The following is a 14,779-nucleotide window of genomic DNA, read 5'->3' on the forward strand; positions in this document are numbered from 1 at the left end:
ATCAATAAAATAATCTGGACGGAGGGGTTTATGGCGGGGAAAAAGAGAAAGTATATTATGGTTATGACAACAGTTGGTTCAGAAGAGCAGGCTGTTGTTATTGCAGATGCTCTGGTTAACAAAAAAGTTGCCGCATGTGTAAACATTATCCCCTCAATTCGTTCCATTTACAGGTTTAAAGGTAAGGTCTGGGACGATGAAGAGTATCTGTTGATTATAAAGTCAACAGAGAACAATTACAGCGAGATAGAAAAAACAATCACCGAACTTCACAATTATGAAATCCCCGAGATTTTGTCCTTCCCGATGGAAAAGGGAAGCAGAAACTTTCTAAACTGGATTGAGGAATCAGTCCTTTGATACAACTCTATGTTATCCGCCACGCACAGACACAATTCAATAAAGAACACATTTTTCAGGGTGTTACAGATAACGGTTTAAGCAGTGATGGTTTAAAGCAGGCAAAATATATAGCAGATTATTTTGATAATATTGAAATAGATGAAATATATTCAAGCCCATTAAATAGAGTTATCCAGACAGCTACACCACTTGCAGAAAAAAAGAAAAGAGAGATTAAAATTCTTGACAAATTCTACGAAGTGGATTGCGGAAAATGGGAAGGCAAAAACTGGTATTATCTTGTTGAAAATGAAGGAGAAAGTTTAAGAAAATGGTTGCTTGACGCAGACTTTAAAGCCCCTGAAGGGGAATCACTCCTTGATGTTTACAATAGAATTGAAAAGCAACTTTTTGAAGTAATTTCAATGCCTGAAAGAGACAGAAATATAGTTTTATTTGGCCACGGTGGGGTAAACAGGGCAATTATCTGCCACCTTTTAGGAATTTCTATAAATAGAGCTTTCAGGTTTGAGCAGTCAAACGCCTGCATTAACCTTTTTGAGATAAGCGAAAAATTTCCGCCCAGATTGATTATGCTAAACTACACAGGGCATCTTAAGGAGGATTGATGATTGAATTGAAAGAAAAAATAGCAGATTCTATTGTTTATTTTCTCAAAGATAACGGTATTGATTTTAAAAGGCAGGATATATTAGTACAGTTTAAAAAGCCTGAGAAATTGGATTTTGGGGATATAGCATTTCCTGTTTTCAGGTTTGCAAAAGATTTCAGAAAACCACCTGTTGAAATTGCGGGGATGGTTAAGGATTTTTTTGAATCAAACCCCCTTGATGAAATTGAAAAGATTGAAGTAATAAATGGCTATGTAAACTTTCACATATCTCCCGAATGGATGTTTAATCAACTTGTTTCAAACCTTAATTCAAAGGGTGATAATTTTTATAAGCAGGATGTTTTAAAAGATAAAACCTTTGTTGTTGAGTTTTCCTCACCAAATATAGCCAAACCTTTCAGTATAGGACATTTAAGAAGCACGGTTATAGGTAATTTCTTAAGAAATCTTTTGAAAGCATTGGGAGCAAATGTAATAGGGATAAACCATATTGGAGACTGGGGCACTCAATTCGGTAAGCTAATTGTTGCATTTAGACTCTGGGGAAACGAAGAAGAACTTGAAAAAGATCCTGTAAAGTATATGCTTAACCTTTATGTAAGGTTTCATAAAGAGGCAGAAGAAAACCCTGAACTTGAAGACAAAGCGAGAGAGGCTTTTTTAAGGCTTGAAAAGGGGGAAGAGGAAGAGAGAAACTTATGGGAAAAATTCAGAAGCCTTTCTTTGAAAGAGTTTGAAAAAACATACAAGAGGTTAAATGTTCACTTTGATAAGGTATTAGGTGAGGCTTTTTATTCTGACAAAATAGACAGGGTTATTAAAATACTTGAAGAGAAAAAACTTCTTGAAGAAAGCGAAAATGCTTTAGTTGTAAAACTTGATGACTATAATATGCCGCCGTGTTTAATTAAAAAGTCTGACGGTGCAACCCTTTACGCAACGAGGGATATAGCAGCGGCAATTTATAGAAAAGAGACTTTCAACTTTGACAAAATGCTGTATGTTGTTGGCTCTGAGCAAAAACTTCATTTCAGGCAATTTATAAAGGTGCTTGAACTTGCCGGGTTTGAGTGGGCTAAGAATATGGAGCACATAGACTTTGGGTTATACAGGTTTAAAGATGGGAAGATGTCAACCAGAAAGGGCAAGGTTGTCCTTCTTGAAGAGGTGTTAGACGAGGCTGTAAAAAGAATAAGAGACATAATGGAAGAGAAAAACCCTGATTTAACAAAAGAAGAAAGGGAAAATGTTGCCGAAGTTTTAGGCACAGGAGCAATAATATTTAACGATTTGAAAAATGACAGAATAAAAGATGTTCAATTCTCCTGGGATGAGGTTTTAAACTTTGAAGGTGAGTCAGGGCCCTACATTGCATACTCATATGTCAGGTGCAATGGTATTTTAAGGAATGCAGAATCTGTCAAGGAAAGCGAAAATTATAAAGCAACCCATGATAGTGAAATCTCATTGATAAAAAAACTTTTTGAGTTCAAAGAAATAATGCTTATAGCCTACAACAACAGAAAAAGCCATTTTATCGCAAATTATCTCCTTGATTTAACAAAATCGTTTACAACCTTTTATCACAATTGCAGGGTTATTGGTGAGAGTGACGATATTTCTTCTTTCAGAAAAATGCTTGTAAAATTAACTATGAGCACATTAAAAGCGGGGGCAGAGATATTGGGAATGAGGCTTCCTGACAGGATGTAATATGGATTTTGGCGTTTTGTTTAACCCCTTCTCAGGCGGGGGAAAGGCAAGAAATTTTAGAGAATACTTAAAGCAAAAATTACTAAAAACCGATAAAAAATTTATATGGATTGAGACAAAAAAGGCAGGAGACGGGACAAAGATTACAGAGTTTTTCCTTAACAGGGGTATAAAAAAAATTCTTGTTTGTGGTGGAGACGGGACAATAAATGAATCTGTGTCAGCCCTTGCCGAAAATAAAAATGACGCCCACATATTTATTTTGCCTCTTGGAATAGGAAACGATTTTGTCCGCTCTATAAAGTTAAATTTTACGCCTGAAAAACTTTTAGATATATTTCTTGAAGAAAAATATGCCATAAAAAGTGTGGATTGTGGAAAAATTAACGGCAATTTTTTCGTCAATAATTGCGGGATAGGATTTGACGGTGCTGTAACAAAACTTGCTGAGAAGTTAAGAGGGACAAAAGACCCTTATACAAAGGCAGCATTGAGAAAAATACTTTTTTACAAAGGGTTCAAGGCAAAGGTGAGGATTGACGGGAAATTAAAGGCAAACGGAAATTTACTCCTTTTGGTAATTTCAAACGGTGAATATTATGGAAGAGGGATAAAGATAACCCCGGGGGCAAGCATTGATGACGGTTATTTTAATATTTTGATTGTTGAGAATGTCGGTGTTATGAAAAGGTTGCCTCTATTTTACTCGGTAAAAAAAGAGAATCACATAAAAAGAGAAGAGTTCAAGTTTTTCAAAGGAAAAGAGATAGAGGTTGATTTTTTTGATAAAAGTGTTGATTGCCACACAGATGGTTTGTATTTGAACCTGTCAGATGTTTCAAGAATTTCAATGCTCCATAAAAAGGTAAAAATAGCATATTCTCTGAAAGGAGATAAAAAGTGAAAAAAGTAATTGTTTTTTTTATGATTTTAGCTTCAATTTCGGTATTTTCTCAGGATTTCATATATTCAAGACAGTTAAAGCCTGGTATGAAGGGATACGGTTTAACCGTGTTCCAGGGTGATAAGATTGAGAAATTCAAAGTTGATATTTTAGGTGTTTTAAAGAATATGGTGCCCGGTGAAAACAGGGTTTTAATAAGGTGTGAAGGGGATTTTGTAAACAAGGCAGGTATTATTGCGGGAATGAGCGGAAGCCCTGTTTTTATAGATGGCAAACTTGCAGGTGCGGTCTCCTTTGGCTGGGAATTTGGCAAAGAGCCTATAGGGGGGCTAACCCCTATTGAAGATATGCTTGATGTAATAAATACATACTCAAGCGGAGAAGTTCAGGAAATAATGTTTGATAAAAAGCCAAACATTGAGGATATAATCAATCCAAAGCCTGAAAACTTTATGCCTGAAAGGTTGAAAAAGTTTTTTGCAAACAATGACTTTGTCGCTACTGGTTTTGAATCCCTTCCCTTTGCTTCATCAGGGACAGGGGGTATTGACTACTCTTATGAGAAAAAACCAGAAGAGGGAGGCCCCATTGCTGTTGCCTTAACAAGGGGGGATTTAAACCTCTATGCAATAGGAACAATTACATATGTAAAAAATAACTATATACTTGCTTTTGGGCATCCTATGTTTGGGTTAGGGCATGTTTCAATTCCTATTCACTCTGCGAAGATACTTGCAATTTACCCATCCTATAAATCCTCAAACAAGATTGGAATTATTGGCAAAGAAATAGGCACGCTTGTTGAAGACAGAAGTGCTGCAATTTTAGGGATTAAAGGCAAAAAAGCCTATATGATTCCCATAAATGTTAAGTTAAACTTAAAAAACAAAACAAAGGAATACTCTATTGAGGTTGCTGAAGAGCCTTTATTAACCCCTTTTCTTGTAAATCTTGTTTTTTCAAGCGTTTTGCAGAATGCAACCAAAAATGTGGGCTTTTCAACCTTTAATTTAAGGGGGAAAATAAAGGTTGAAGGTTATCCCGATATAATTCTCAATTCATTGATTACCGGGGCAAATTACCAGACAACTGTGTATCAAATTGCCTCTCTTGTTAGCGCAGTTATTCAAAACCCCTATGTTAAGGCAAGGATAGAGGGCATTTCAGTTGACTTAAACTTTGTTGAAGACATAAGGTTTGCTCAAATAATGAAGGTAAAATCATCAACAACAAAGGTTAAAAGAGGCAAATCTGTCCATTTACAGGTCTATTTAAAGCCTTTTCAAAAAGACTTAATGATAAAAAATGTAATTATAAAAGTCCCCAAAACTGTTAAACCTGGCAAATACTATATTGAGCTTGGTGACGGGTTCACAATAATGAAAAGGCAGTCAAAGGTGCTTGCAAGAAGGATTGAAACACTTGACGGATTTATCAGGCTTGTAAACAGGTTTTTAAGGAATAACAAGGTTTATGTGTCTCTGGCAGGTAATACAAACGCAGTCTTTATGGGAGAGAGTGTCCAGCCTGATTTACCGGGCTCTATTGTTGATACTATAAAAACACAATCAACATACATTCCTAAAACAAACAAGTGGAAGCAATACTACTCTGTTGACATACTGACTCTGCCCTATGTTGTTAAGGGATACTTTTTGATTCCAATTGAAATAGAGTAAAGAATATTGTTTTAAAAAAATCTGAATTTTTAATTTTTTTTTAAATTTAAGCAAATATGCTAAAATTACTCTGTTAGTCGGACGGGTGTTTTGAACTACTTATAAAGCCCCGGGAAAATATCCCGGGGCTTTTGGTTTTTTAAGAGTAACTCATATTCCATGTGAAATTATTAAATGCTAAAAATCAATCACTTATGACTAATTTTTCCCATTAACTACAAAGCAATTGTTACAACAAATTTTACATTTCATCTAATTCTGCAAGTTCTTCTTCCATTTTAGGCTCATATTTTTTCATTATAACTCTTGCAAGACCAAGATTTCCCTTCTTTGTTATAGCTACGCCAAGAAAATGTTTATTTCCTAACTTCCTGACCAGAAAGTAAAATTTATCTGTAGTTACAAGTATATCTTCTACTTCGCCAACAACTTCAGGACCACCTAAAAGATCTAATGCTACATCATTTTGTTTTAAAACTTCTGCGTAAGCAGCAGATGATACTGAAACATCAAAACTGGGGTCAACAGAATATGAAGCTAAAGCTAATCCTGTTTCCATATTTACTACAGATGCACCAACCATTTCAGCAATTTCTTTTGCCGCACTTTCCAATAATTTTTCTAATTCACCCATTTTTCCCCTCCTGTTCAAAGTTTTTTTAATTTTAAAATATGTATTATAGTAATTACCAGAAAAAGTCGGTAAGACTTTCCTGATAAAAAACAAATACCCCCAATTCAGGGTGAATTATATATTATTCTTAATACAAAAAAAAATCAATAGAAAATAATTCTTAAAACACAAAAAATCGAAAAAAATTTTTGCAAAATAAATAAAAATAATAAAAATTTTTTACAAAGTAAATAAAAATAATTGCTCTACGAAAAAATGCTCTTTTATGATGATGTTATTTTCTCTTTTTCGAAAAAAATAAGAAACTTTGTATGAAAAAGTCATGGAATGAGATTTAAAAAAAAATTAAATACAATATGGGAAAAAATCAAAGAGAAATTGAAAAAACAATGAATGAATTTGTAGAAAAATGGGGCAAAATATATAGGAGTTTCTATAAGTTGCGAGACGATGCGAACAATTGCATTTTTTGTTTTTTTCAAAGAAGATAAGGAGCTACTTTTCTACAACAACTGGATGGAAAGGAGTTTCAAGGAATTGAAAGGGGGATTAAAGGGCTATGTTTATTTCTAAAAATTATGCTAAAAAGTTTTATATCTTTATTTTAATAAAAATACGAAAGGTACAACACAGGAAACTAAGTTATTCAGAGAAAACTAAATTATTCATGGATGGCAACAGAAAACTTAAGGAATCTTAATTAAACCAACAGGAAATTTTGATATAAAAAACTTTTCTACCTAGCAAATAGTGATTAACATAAAAAATTTTACATTATCTAAGATAACATTATGTTATTAAAAAAGTTGGAATTTTTTTAATTAAACCTTTTAGAAATTATCTGCAAAGAATCCATTGTTTCTTTCCATGCTAATAGTTCAGATTTTATAAAGTAAATACTTCCCTTTGCAGATTCAAAGCGGTATGGGATTGAGAGCCTTTCAAGGTTTTCAAGTGCTTCAGGCGGAATGCTAACGATTTCCATAGCCTCTTTTAAACTTATAACATCAAAAACAGAGCAGTTTTTTTTCCTGAAATTAAACCTTTTTGTAACAATTTCAACGGTAATCTTTTTGTTAAAGTGATACGCCTTTTGAAGGTACATTAAGAAATTTTCCTCTCCCTGCTGATACAGGCACTGTGCCTTGCCGATTAAAGCATACGGATTTGACGGGTTTAATTTCAAAGCAAGTGAAAATAGCCTCTCTCCTGTCTCAAAATCGTTAAAGTAAACGGCTATATTGCCTAATTTAATCAGGGTTTTTTCATTAAACCCCCTGATTTTAAAGGGATAGATTAAAAAAGGCTTAACCTCTTCAAAGTCTTTGTTTTCTATGCAGAAGTCTATAAAATCCTCAATTAAACTTAAATCCATATAGAGTTTTAGCATTTTTTTGTAAAAGAGTTTAGTAAAACTCTTCTTTTCCATTTCTTTTACTGCTTTAAGCATATTTTTATAAACAATGTCCCTTGTGTCGTAAGGCTTTCCTAAGGTTGAGAGTTTTCTGGACTTAAATTTACATTCAGTCAGGGAGATTATTTCCCTTGAATTGATTGTTATATCGTTTACAGCATTCTGGCAATCTCTAAAAATCATTATAAGAGAGTCCCTCAACTCTTCGTCTATTTCGTCAATATTTATGCTTTTTTTCAGGTTTTGAACCATGGTGGAGGGAAAGGTTATATCAAGGTTTACCATTTGAAGGGGGACTTTGTAGTTGATGAAAATGTTGAGAGAAACAACAGCATTTTCTCTGTCAATTGACTCAACATCAACAAGGTATAAAAGGCTATCCCTCAATTATCCCTCCTCCAACAACCATATCGTTATCTGAAAAACATACAAGCAATTGCCCTGGCGCAACCCCTCTTACGGGGTTTTCAAACTCAAACATATACTCATTTTCTCTTATATTTTCAACATTTGCAAGGATTTGCGGTTTTTGATTGTATCTTATTGAAGCGGAAAGTTTGCCCTTAAACTCTCCTATAAGGTTGAAATTTCTCACTTTTACCCTTGTTTTTTTAAGGTATTCTTTCTCTCCAACAAAAACAGTGTTTGTTTTAAAGTCAAGTTTAACAACATAAAGCGGATTTTTCCAGGAAATCCCCAACCCCTTTCTCTGTCCAATTGTGTAATATGCAAGCCCTTTATGATAGCCTAAAATTGCCCCGTTTATATGTTTAATCATACCCGCTTTTAAAGGTATTTTCCCAGCTGCAAACTCTCCAGGTTTTTTACCCCCAGTAAAGCATAACTCCTGGCTTTCCTTTTTCTCTGCAACATTTAATCCCCTTTCCCTTGCAATCTCTCTTACCTTTTCCTTTGTCAATTCTCCAAGGGGGAAGTAAAGTTTTTCAATATGATGCTTTTTTACCATTGATAAAAAGTATGTCTGGTCTTTATCCCTGTCTAACCCCCTGTAAAGAAAGCCGTCTTTTTGCCTTGCGTAATGCCCTGTGGCTAAATAGTCAAACCCGTTTTCAATTGCATAGTCAACTAAAAAGCCTATCTTTAAAAACCTGTTGCACCACCCACAGGGGTTTGGGGTAATTCCAAGGTAGTATAAATCTAGGAAAGGCTGAACTATCTTTCTTTCAAACTCTTTTTCCATGTGTATAACGCGGTGTTTAATTCCAAGTGAATTGCATAATTCCCTTGCATCTTCAACATCGTTGCTTGAACAGCATATCTTTAAATTACACCTTGCTGTTTCAATATCTGAGTGAAAAACAAGGGTAACCCCTTCAACTAAAAAGCCTTTATCTTTTAAAAGGTGGGCTGAAACCCCTGAATCAACCCCCCCACTCATTGCAAGAAGTACTTTTTTCATATAAAACCCCTTCTATTTACCGAATAATTTTAGCATAGAAAAAAATATGCTTTCTTAAATCTTTGATTTTTAAAATAGGTTATAATTATAAAAAAAGGGGGTTAAATGCATCCATTAAAACTTGTTTTAGTTGGGTTATCTTTGTTGCTTTTTTATCACGCCTTTAACGGAGTTAAAAAAGGCACAATTTATGTAAAGGGTGGTTATGTGAACCGTTACGAAAGTCCTTTCTGGTTCTGGGTAAATGTAATTTCTGTTGTAATTGTTGGCATCGTTCTTTTAGTCTATAGTTTTATAGCAAAAGTCCAGGGTTAACCTATTCTTTTTCCTTTGCTTCCTGCCAGAGTTTTTCCATTTCCTCTAAAGATGAATTGTAAATATCGGTATTTTTTTCAATATGATTAAATCTCTTCATAAACTTTTTGTTTGTCTCCCTTAATGCGTCTTCAGGGTCTATTTCGTATTTTCTTGAAATTTGAGCAATTGTGAAAAGTATATCCCCTATCTCCTCTTTGATTTTTTTTCTATCCCCGCTTTCCCTTGCCTTTTCAAACTCCTTCCATTCCTCTTTGAATTTTTCTATAACTTCATCAGGTGTTTTCCAATCAAATCCTATCCTTGATGTTTTAACACCAATTTGAAAGGCTACCTGAAGCGCTGGGAGATTTTTTGCAATTCCTGAAAGAAAGCCTTTTTCCTTCTTCTTTTCCCTTTCCTTTGCCTTTATCTTCTCCCAGTTTTCAAGCACCTCTTCAGTTGAATTTACTTTATCATTCCCAAAAACATGGGGGTGCCTTCTAATCATTTTCTCGTTTATTGTTTTTATAACATCCTCTATGTTAAATTTCCCGCATTCTTCAGTAATCCTTGATTGGAAAACTATCTGCAAGAGTAAATCCCCCAATTCTTCTTTCAATTTTGAGTAATCCTTTTCGTCAATTGCATCAACTGTTTCGTATGCTTCTTCAATTAGAAAGGATTTTAAGGTTTCAAGTGTCTGTTTTCTATCCCATGGGCATCCGTTTTCGCTTCTAAGTTTTGCCATTATCTCCACAAGCCTGTCAAACTCTTTCATTTTCTCTCCTTAAATGTGGATTGAGTATCCTGCGGCAATGTGAAATGCCTCCATTAAACTTTCTGAAACTGTTGGATGCGGGTGTATTACCCTGCTTAACTCTTCAACATTCATTCCCTTTGAAATTGCAACTGCACACTCTGAAATCAACTCTGAAGCGTTTGCCCCAACAATGTGAACACCTAACAACTTTTCATTATTTTTCTGATAAACAACCTTAACAAAACCGTTTTTAACCCCTTCTATGTATGCCTTTCCGTTTGCTGTAAATGGAAATTTTGCCTCTTCAGCATCAATCCCTTTTTCTTTTGCATCATCTAAACTCATTCCAACAAAAGCCGCCTCAGGGTAAGAGTAAACAACTCCTGGGCAGGATAGGTATATGTTTTTATTGTCTTCAATCTTAAGTATGTGGTTTACAGCCTTAATCCCTTCCCTTGATGCAAGGTGGGCAAGCCTTGGAGTGTCAATTACATCGCCAATTGCATAAATTGCTTTTACATCTGTTTCAAGGTTTTCATTAACCCTTATATGCCCTTTTTCAAGAACAATGTCTGTGTTGTGAAGGTTTAACCCTGAAGTATTAGGCTTCCTTCCAACAGCAAGGAGTACCTTTTCAACTTCAATGCTTTCTCTTTCCCCGTTTAGTTCATATTCAACAACCCCGTTTTTTGCTGACAATACCTTTGCATCTGTTAAAACCCTTACCTTTTGTTTTTTCAATTCTGATTTTAATATTTCTGCAGTCTCGCTATCCATTCCGGGGATTAGTTGAGGCATTAACTCTAAAACTGTAACTTTTACACCAAATGCAGAGAGTATGCTTGCAAATTCAACCCCTATAACACCTCCGCCAATGATTGCTATTGATTCAGGCAATTTGTCAAATGAAAGGGCTTCAGTTGATGAAATTACAAAATCCCCGTCAAAGGTTATGTGTGGGAGTTCAGCAGGCTTTGACCCTGTTGCTATAATGCAGTTTTCAAACTCTATTTCTTCTCCGTTTACCTCAATTGTTGTATTGTCTTTAAATGACGCTGTTCCTTTTATTACTTCAATGTTGTTGTTTTTCATTAACAGTTCAACACCTTTGGTGAGCTTTGTAACTATCCTGTCTTTTCTCTTTGATGCTTTTTGGAAATCAAAGGAAAAATCTTTAACCTCTATCCCCAACTCCTTCATAAACTTAATCTTTCTCAAATACTTTGCAGTTTCAATGTAAGCCTTTGTGGGAATACAGCCTATGTTTAAACATGTTCCCCCTAACCTATCTCCCTTTTCAACTATTGCTGTTTTTAATCCGTTTTTTGCTGCGTAAATTGCAGCCACATAGCCGCCAGGCCCTGCCCCAATTATTACAATATCGTAATTTGCCATAAAAAACTCCTTAGAATTAAATTCATTTCCCTTAAAATATACTTTAATTTTTTCCATAAAAAAACTTAAATTTAACTTTTTTGGTTTAAAATAACCATATATCTAATATAATTGCAAATAGAGGAGGAGGATTATGCCTAACCCATTAAAGAAGGCATCAAGAAATGCGCCAGGCAAATATTATGTTGATAGAACTTTATGCACAATGTGTCAGGTGTGCGTGTCAATGGGAGAGGGTTACTTTGAAATAGACTGGGACGAAGAAACAGCCTATGTTACAAGCCAGCCTGACGGAAAGTTTGGAGAAATGGCAGTCAGGGAGGCAATGCTTTCCTGTCCCGAAAATGCAATTGGAGACGATGGAGACAAGGTTGAACAAAAGAGGAGGGAATTAGATGAATAGTTTAATTTTTCATGTGCTTCAAATGACATTCTTTGTTTTTATTATCTTTTTTGGTTTTAACTTTATGTATGAAGGGTTTGGTTCTTCAAGTTATTTCCCTGAAGAATTGAGGATTGACAAAGAAACAGCAAAAAAGATTGGTATTTTCTTTTCTATTTTAGGTGCTGTTTTGGTTGTTTTAAAGCTTATTTTTCTTTCAATGTGAGATTAAAGGGTTTTCTCTGGGAAAAAGTTTCAGCAGTTTACCTTTTTTTAAAAGGGTTTAAAATATTAGAGTTTAATTATAGAACAAGGTTTGGCGAGATAGATATAGTTTGCAGGGATAAAGATTCTATTGTATTTGTTGAGGTAAAGTATAGAAAGTCAGAAAAATTTGGCAGGGCGGAGGAATTTGTTACAGAATCTAAGAGGAAGAAAATTATAATGGCTGCAAAGCAGTATGTAGTTGAGAAAAACATAGACACAAATATAAGGTTTGATGTTGTGGCAATAAATGGATTTAAAATAAATCACATAAAAAATGCTTTTGAAGGAGAATAACTATGAAATTTGTTAAAAATGCAGTTGGCAGACTTATTCCAGAAGAGATAAACGGTAAAAAGGCTATCCCTTTTATGGGAAGGGGGAAGCACAAACCTTCTGGCAGAAAGGTTGGGCCTCCAATTCCCTCTGCTGCCGATTACAAGGCGGGGGACAAGCTTGTTGAATCAATTGATAAGGTTTTAGATAAACTTCCGTTAAGGGATGGTATGACAATTTCCTTTCACCACCATTTGAGAAACGGCGATGTTCTTGTAAACATGGTTGTGGATAAGATTGCTGAAAGGGGAATAAAGGATATTACCCTTGCCCCAAGCGCACTTTTTCCCGTACACGAGCCTTTAATAAGACACATTAAAAGTGGAGTAATAGCAAATATTGAAGGCTCAATGAACGGCCCTATAGGTAAACTGTGTACAGCAGGAGGATTTAAGAAGACTGCAATTTTAAGAAGCCATGGGGGAAGGTACAGGGCAATTCAGGATGGGGATTTACACATTGATGTTGCATTTATTGCTGCACCAACAGCCGACGCTCACGGAAATGCAAACGGTTTGTACGGCCCATCTGCCTGCGGGCCTTTAGGATTTGCCCTTGCAGATTCCCTTTATGCAGACAATGTTGTTGTGGTTACCGACAACCTTGTTGATTTTCCATGCTATCCATGGGCTATTCAGGGTGGCAATGTTGATTATGTCGTAAAGATTGATTCATTAGGTGACCCCTCAAAGATTGTTTCAGGCACAACAAAGATTACCACTGTCCCCGATAGGTTAAAGATTGCAAGCTGGGCTGCCCAACTTGTAAGGGATGCAGGCCTTTTAGACGAGCCAAATTTTTCCTTCCAGGCTGGTGCAGGGGGCATGTCTCTTGCATTTGTGAAGTATTTAGGGGAACACATGAGGGAGAAAAACTGCGTTGCCGCATTTGCAAGGGGCGGTTCAACAGGGCTTCTTGTTGAACTTTTGAAAGAGGGGCTTGTAAAGTTTATACTTGACGGCCAGTCATTTGATTTAGAGGGGGTAAAATCCCTTGCAGAAAATCCAAACCACATTGATACAAACCCGTTTGTTTCATACTGCTATCACACAAAAGGGTGTTTTGCTTCAATGGTCAAGGTTGCTGTTTTAGGTGCAACTGAAATTGACCTAAACTTTAATGTAAATGTAAACACCCATTCAGACGGATGGTTGCTTCACGGAATAGGCGGTTTTCAGGATACAACAGACTCATATATGACTATAATCACCGCACCACTTGTAAGAAAGACAAACCCAATTGTTGTTGACTCTGTTTACACTGTAACAGCACCTGGAGAGGCAATTGATGTTTTAGTTACAGAGTATGGAATTGCTATAAATCCCAACAGGCAGGATTTAATTGACAGGCTTAAAAATTCAACCCTTCCCATTGTCCCAATTGAACAGTTAAGAGAGAAGGCACTTGAAATTGTTGGAGGCAAAGTGCCGCCAAAACCTGAAACAACAGACAGGGTTGTTGCCGCTATTGAATGGAGAGACGGCACAGTAATTGATGTTGTAAGGCAACTTGTTGTTGATGGGGATGAAGTATGAAAATAGGTTTAATAGGATTAAAGCAAAGTGGTAAAACAACAATCTTCAACGCATTAACAGGACAGGAAGCGGAAACAGGGTTTGGTGCAAACAAATTGCAGGTAAATATGGGCAATGTAAAGGTGCCTGATTCAAGGCTTGATACCTTAACTGAAATTTTTAATCCAAAGAGAAAGGTAAACGCAACTGTTGAATATGTTGATGTGGCAGGGGTTGAGGGAGAGGGCTCAATTGACCCTGCCCTTGTAAACCAGATTAAGGTGACAGATGCCCTTCTTGTTGTGGTAAGGGCTTTTCACGATGATGGTGTTTTCCACCCATTTAACACTGTTGACCCTATGAGGGATTTGCAGAATTTAATGGAAGAATTTATCATTTCAGACCAGGTAATTGTTGAAAATAGGCTGAAAAAGCTTGAAAAATCAGTTAAAAGTAAGAAAGACCCAAATGAGGTTAAGGAATACGAGGCTCTTTTAAAGATAAAAGATGCACTTGAAAACCTTACCCCTTTAAGGGAGATTGACATTGACCCTGTTGAGATGAAGATGTTAAGGGGTTTTCAGTTTTTAACCTTAAAGCCTGTTTTAGTTGTCTTTAATACCGATGAGGGTGACAATGGGGAAGAATACCTTGAAAAATTTAAAGAAGAGTATGGAGATAAAAAGGGAGTGAAGGCTGTTGCAATTAGCGGAAAGATTGAGGAAGAGATTTCAAGGCTTGAAGACGAAGACAAAGAGATGTTTATGGAAGAGTATGGAATTAAGACACTTGCAAGGGATTTGATAATAAGGGAATCCTATTCACTTTTAGGTTTAATCTCCTTCTTTACAGTTGGGGAAGACGAGTGCCGTGCCTGGACAATTAAAGACGGCACAAATGCCCAGAAGGCAGCGGGGGCAATACATTCTGATATTGAGAGGGGATTTATCAGGGCTGAGGTTGTTCATTACAACGATTTTATTCAGGAAAAGAGTCTTGTAAAGTGCAAAGAGAAGGGTTTATTAAGGCTTGAGGGAAAGGATTACATAGTTAAAGACGGGGATATAATTAACTTCAGGTTTAATGTGTAA

General features: G+C 35.8%; 16 protein-coding genes. 11 read left to right on the forward strand and 5 right to left on the reverse strand.

The window, feature by feature from the left end; genetic code table 11:
* The first annotated feature begins 30 nt into the window (after window positions 1-30).
* From cutA to TTHT_RS00235, 5 genes are read left to right on the forward strand one after another with little or no spacing between them, the layout of a single operon-like run.
* Complete coding sequence (gene cutA, locus TTHT_RS00215) at window positions 31-360, forward strand: divalent-cation tolerance protein CutA (protein WP_201328029.1); 330 nt, start codon at window positions 31-33, stop codon at window positions 358-360.
* Window positions 357-971 carry a histidine phosphatase family protein gene (locus tag TTHT_RS00220; protein WP_201328030.1) on the forward strand — a complete coding sequence of 205 codons (615 nt, stop codon included), beginning with the start codon at window positions 357-359 and terminating at the stop codon, window positions 969-971. The genes cutA and TTHT_RS00220 overlap by 4 nt, the downstream gene beginning before the upstream one ends.
* Entirely contained in the window at window positions 971-2,689 is a 1,719-nt protein-coding gene (argS, locus tag TTHT_RS00225; protein ID WP_201328031.1) for an arginine--tRNA ligase, read from the forward strand. The genes TTHT_RS00220 and argS overlap by 1 nt, the downstream gene beginning before the upstream one ends.
* 1 nt (window position 2,690) lies before the next feature.
* Window positions 2,691-3,593: a diacylglycerol/lipid kinase family protein gene (locus TTHT_RS00230; RefSeq protein ID WP_201328032.1), complete on the forward strand. Its 903-nt coding sequence runs from the start codon at window positions 2,691-2,693 to the stop codon at window positions 3,591-3,593.
* Window positions 3,590-5,272 carry a SpoIVB peptidase S55 domain-containing protein gene (locus TTHT_RS00235; protein ID WP_201328033.1) on the forward strand — a complete coding sequence of 561 codons (1,683 nt, stop codon included), beginning with the start codon at window positions 3,590-3,592 and terminating at the stop codon, window positions 5,270-5,272. Before TTHT_RS00230 ends, TTHT_RS00235 begins: the two co-directional genes overlap by 4 nt.
* A gap of 241 nt (window positions 5,273-5,513) precedes the next feature.
* On the opposite strand, the gene TTHT_RS00240 is transcribed toward TTHT_RS00235, so the two are convergent.
* From TTHT_RS00240 to mnmA, 3 genes are all read right to left on the reverse strand, one after another.
* Window positions 5,514-5,906 (reverse strand): roadblock/LC7 domain-containing protein, encoded by a 393-nt coding sequence (locus tag TTHT_RS00240; protein WP_201328034.1) that lies wholly within the window; start codon window positions 5,904-5,906, stop codon window positions 5,514-5,516.
* 817 nt (window positions 5,907-6,723) lie between these two features.
* Window positions 6,724-7,707, reverse strand: a complete 984-nt coding sequence (locus TTHT_RS00245; protein ID WP_201328035.1) for a tetratricopeptide repeat protein — start codon at window positions 7,705-7,707, stop codon at window positions 6,724-6,726.
* Window positions 7,697-8,740: a tRNA 2-thiouridine(34) synthase MnmA gene (gene mnmA / locus TTHT_RS00250; RefSeq protein ID WP_201328036.1), complete on the reverse strand. Its 1,044-nt coding sequence runs from the start codon at window positions 8,738-8,740 to the stop codon at window positions 7,697-7,699. The genes TTHT_RS00245 and mnmA overlap by 11 nt, the downstream gene beginning before the upstream one ends.
* Window positions 8,741-8,845: 105 nt before the next feature.
* On the opposite strand from mnmA, the gene TTHT_RS00255 reads away from it, so the two are divergent.
* Entirely contained in the window at window positions 8,846-9,055 is a 210-nt protein-coding gene (locus TTHT_RS00255; RefSeq protein WP_201328037.1) for a hypothetical protein, read from the forward strand.
* A 1-nt stretch (window position 9,056) separates the two neighbouring features.
* On the opposite strand, the gene mazG is transcribed toward TTHT_RS00255, so the two are convergent.
* Both mazG and lpdA read right to left on the reverse strand, forming a co-directional pair.
* The gene (mazG, locus tag TTHT_RS00260; protein ID WP_201328038.1) at window positions 9,057-9,815 is read right to left on the reverse strand and encodes a nucleoside triphosphate pyrophosphohydrolase; all 759 of its coding nucleotides are present in this window, start codon (window positions 9,813-9,815) and stop codon (window positions 9,057-9,059) included.
* A gap of 9 nt (window positions 9,816-9,824) precedes the next feature.
* Entirely contained in the window at window positions 9,825-11,192 is a 1,368-nt protein-coding gene (gene lpdA / locus TTHT_RS00265; protein ID WP_201328039.1) for a dihydrolipoyl dehydrogenase, read from the reverse strand.
* 133 nt (window positions 11,193-11,325) lie between these two features.
* Between lpdA and TTHT_RS00270 the strand changes: the two genes are divergently transcribed.
* From TTHT_RS00270 to ychF, 5 genes are read left to right on the forward strand one after another with little or no spacing between them, the layout of a single operon-like run.
* Window positions 11,326-11,595 carry a ferredoxin gene (locus TTHT_RS00270; protein ID WP_201328040.1) on the forward strand — a complete coding sequence of 90 codons (270 nt, stop codon included), beginning with the start codon at window positions 11,326-11,328 and terminating at the stop codon, window positions 11,593-11,595.
* On the forward strand, window positions 11,588-11,800 hold the full coding sequence (locus TTHT_RS00275) for a hypothetical protein (RefSeq protein WP_201328041.1): 213 nt from the start codon (window positions 11,588-11,590) through the stop codon (window positions 11,798-11,800). Before TTHT_RS00270 ends, TTHT_RS00275 begins: the two co-directional genes overlap by 8 nt.
* Entirely contained in the window at window positions 11,797-12,135 is a 339-nt protein-coding gene (locus TTHT_RS00280; RefSeq protein ID WP_201328042.1) for a YraN family protein, read from the forward strand. Before TTHT_RS00275 ends, TTHT_RS00280 begins: the two co-directional genes overlap by 4 nt.
* A gap of 2 nt (window positions 12,136-12,137) precedes the next feature.
* The gene (citF, locus tag TTHT_RS00285; RefSeq protein ID WP_201328043.1) at window positions 12,138-13,709 is read left to right on the forward strand and encodes a citrate lyase subunit alpha; all 1,572 of its coding nucleotides are present in this window, start codon (window positions 12,138-12,140) and stop codon (window positions 13,707-13,709) included.
* Entirely contained in the window at window positions 13,706-14,779 is a 1,074-nt protein-coding gene (gene ychF, locus TTHT_RS00290; RefSeq protein ID WP_201328044.1) for a redox-regulated ATPase YchF, read from the forward strand. Before citF ends, ychF begins: the two co-directional genes overlap by 4 nt.

The sequence above is a fragment of the Thermotomaculum hydrothermale genome (assembly GCF_016592575.1).
GTDB lineage: Bacteria > Acidobacteriota > Holophagae > Thermotomaculales > Thermotomaculaceae > Thermotomaculum > Thermotomaculum hydrothermale.

Coding starts and splice junctions, on each gene's coding strand:
- cutA (WP_201328029.1), top strand. CDS start 31: ATGGCGGGGAAAAAGAGAAAGTATATTATGGTTATGACAACAGTTGGT.
- argS (WP_201328031.1), top strand. CDS start 971: ATGATTGAATTGAAAGAAAAAATAGCAGATTCTATTGTTTATTTTCTC.
- TTHT_RS00230 (WP_201328032.1), top strand. CDS start 2,691: ATGGATTTTGGCGTTTTGTTTAACCCCTTCTCAGGCGGGGGAAAGGCA.
- TTHT_RS00240 (WP_201328034.1), bottom strand. CDS start 5,906: ATGGGTGAATTAGAAAAATTATTGGAAAGTGCGGCAAAAGAAATTGCT.
- mnmA (WP_201328036.1), bottom strand. CDS start 8,740: ATGAAAAAAGTACTTCTTGCAATGAGTGGGGGGGTTGATTCAGGGGTT.
- TTHT_RS00255 (WP_201328037.1), top strand. CDS start 8,846: ATGCATCCATTAAAACTTGTTTTAGTTGGGTTATCTTTGTTGCTTTTT.
- mazG (WP_201328038.1), bottom strand. CDS start 9,815: ATGAAAGAGTTTGACAGGCTTGTGGAGATAATGGCAAAACTTAGAAGC.
- lpdA (WP_201328039.1), bottom strand. CDS start 11,192: ATGGCAAATTACGATATTGTAATAATTGGGGCAGGGCCTGGCGGCTAT.
- TTHT_RS00270 (WP_201328040.1), top strand. CDS start 11,326: ATGCCTAACCCATTAAAGAAGGCATCAAGAAATGCGCCAGGCAAATAT.
- TTHT_RS00275 (WP_201328041.1), top strand. CDS start 11,588: ATGAATAGTTTAATTTTTCATGTGCTTCAAATGACATTCTTTGTTTTT.
- citF (WP_201328043.1), top strand. CDS start 12,138: ATGAAATTTGTTAAAAATGCAGTTGGCAGACTTATTCCAGAAGAGATA.
- ychF (WP_201328044.1), top strand. CDS start 13,706: ATGAAAATAGGTTTAATAGGATTAAAGCAAAGTGGTAAAACAACAATC.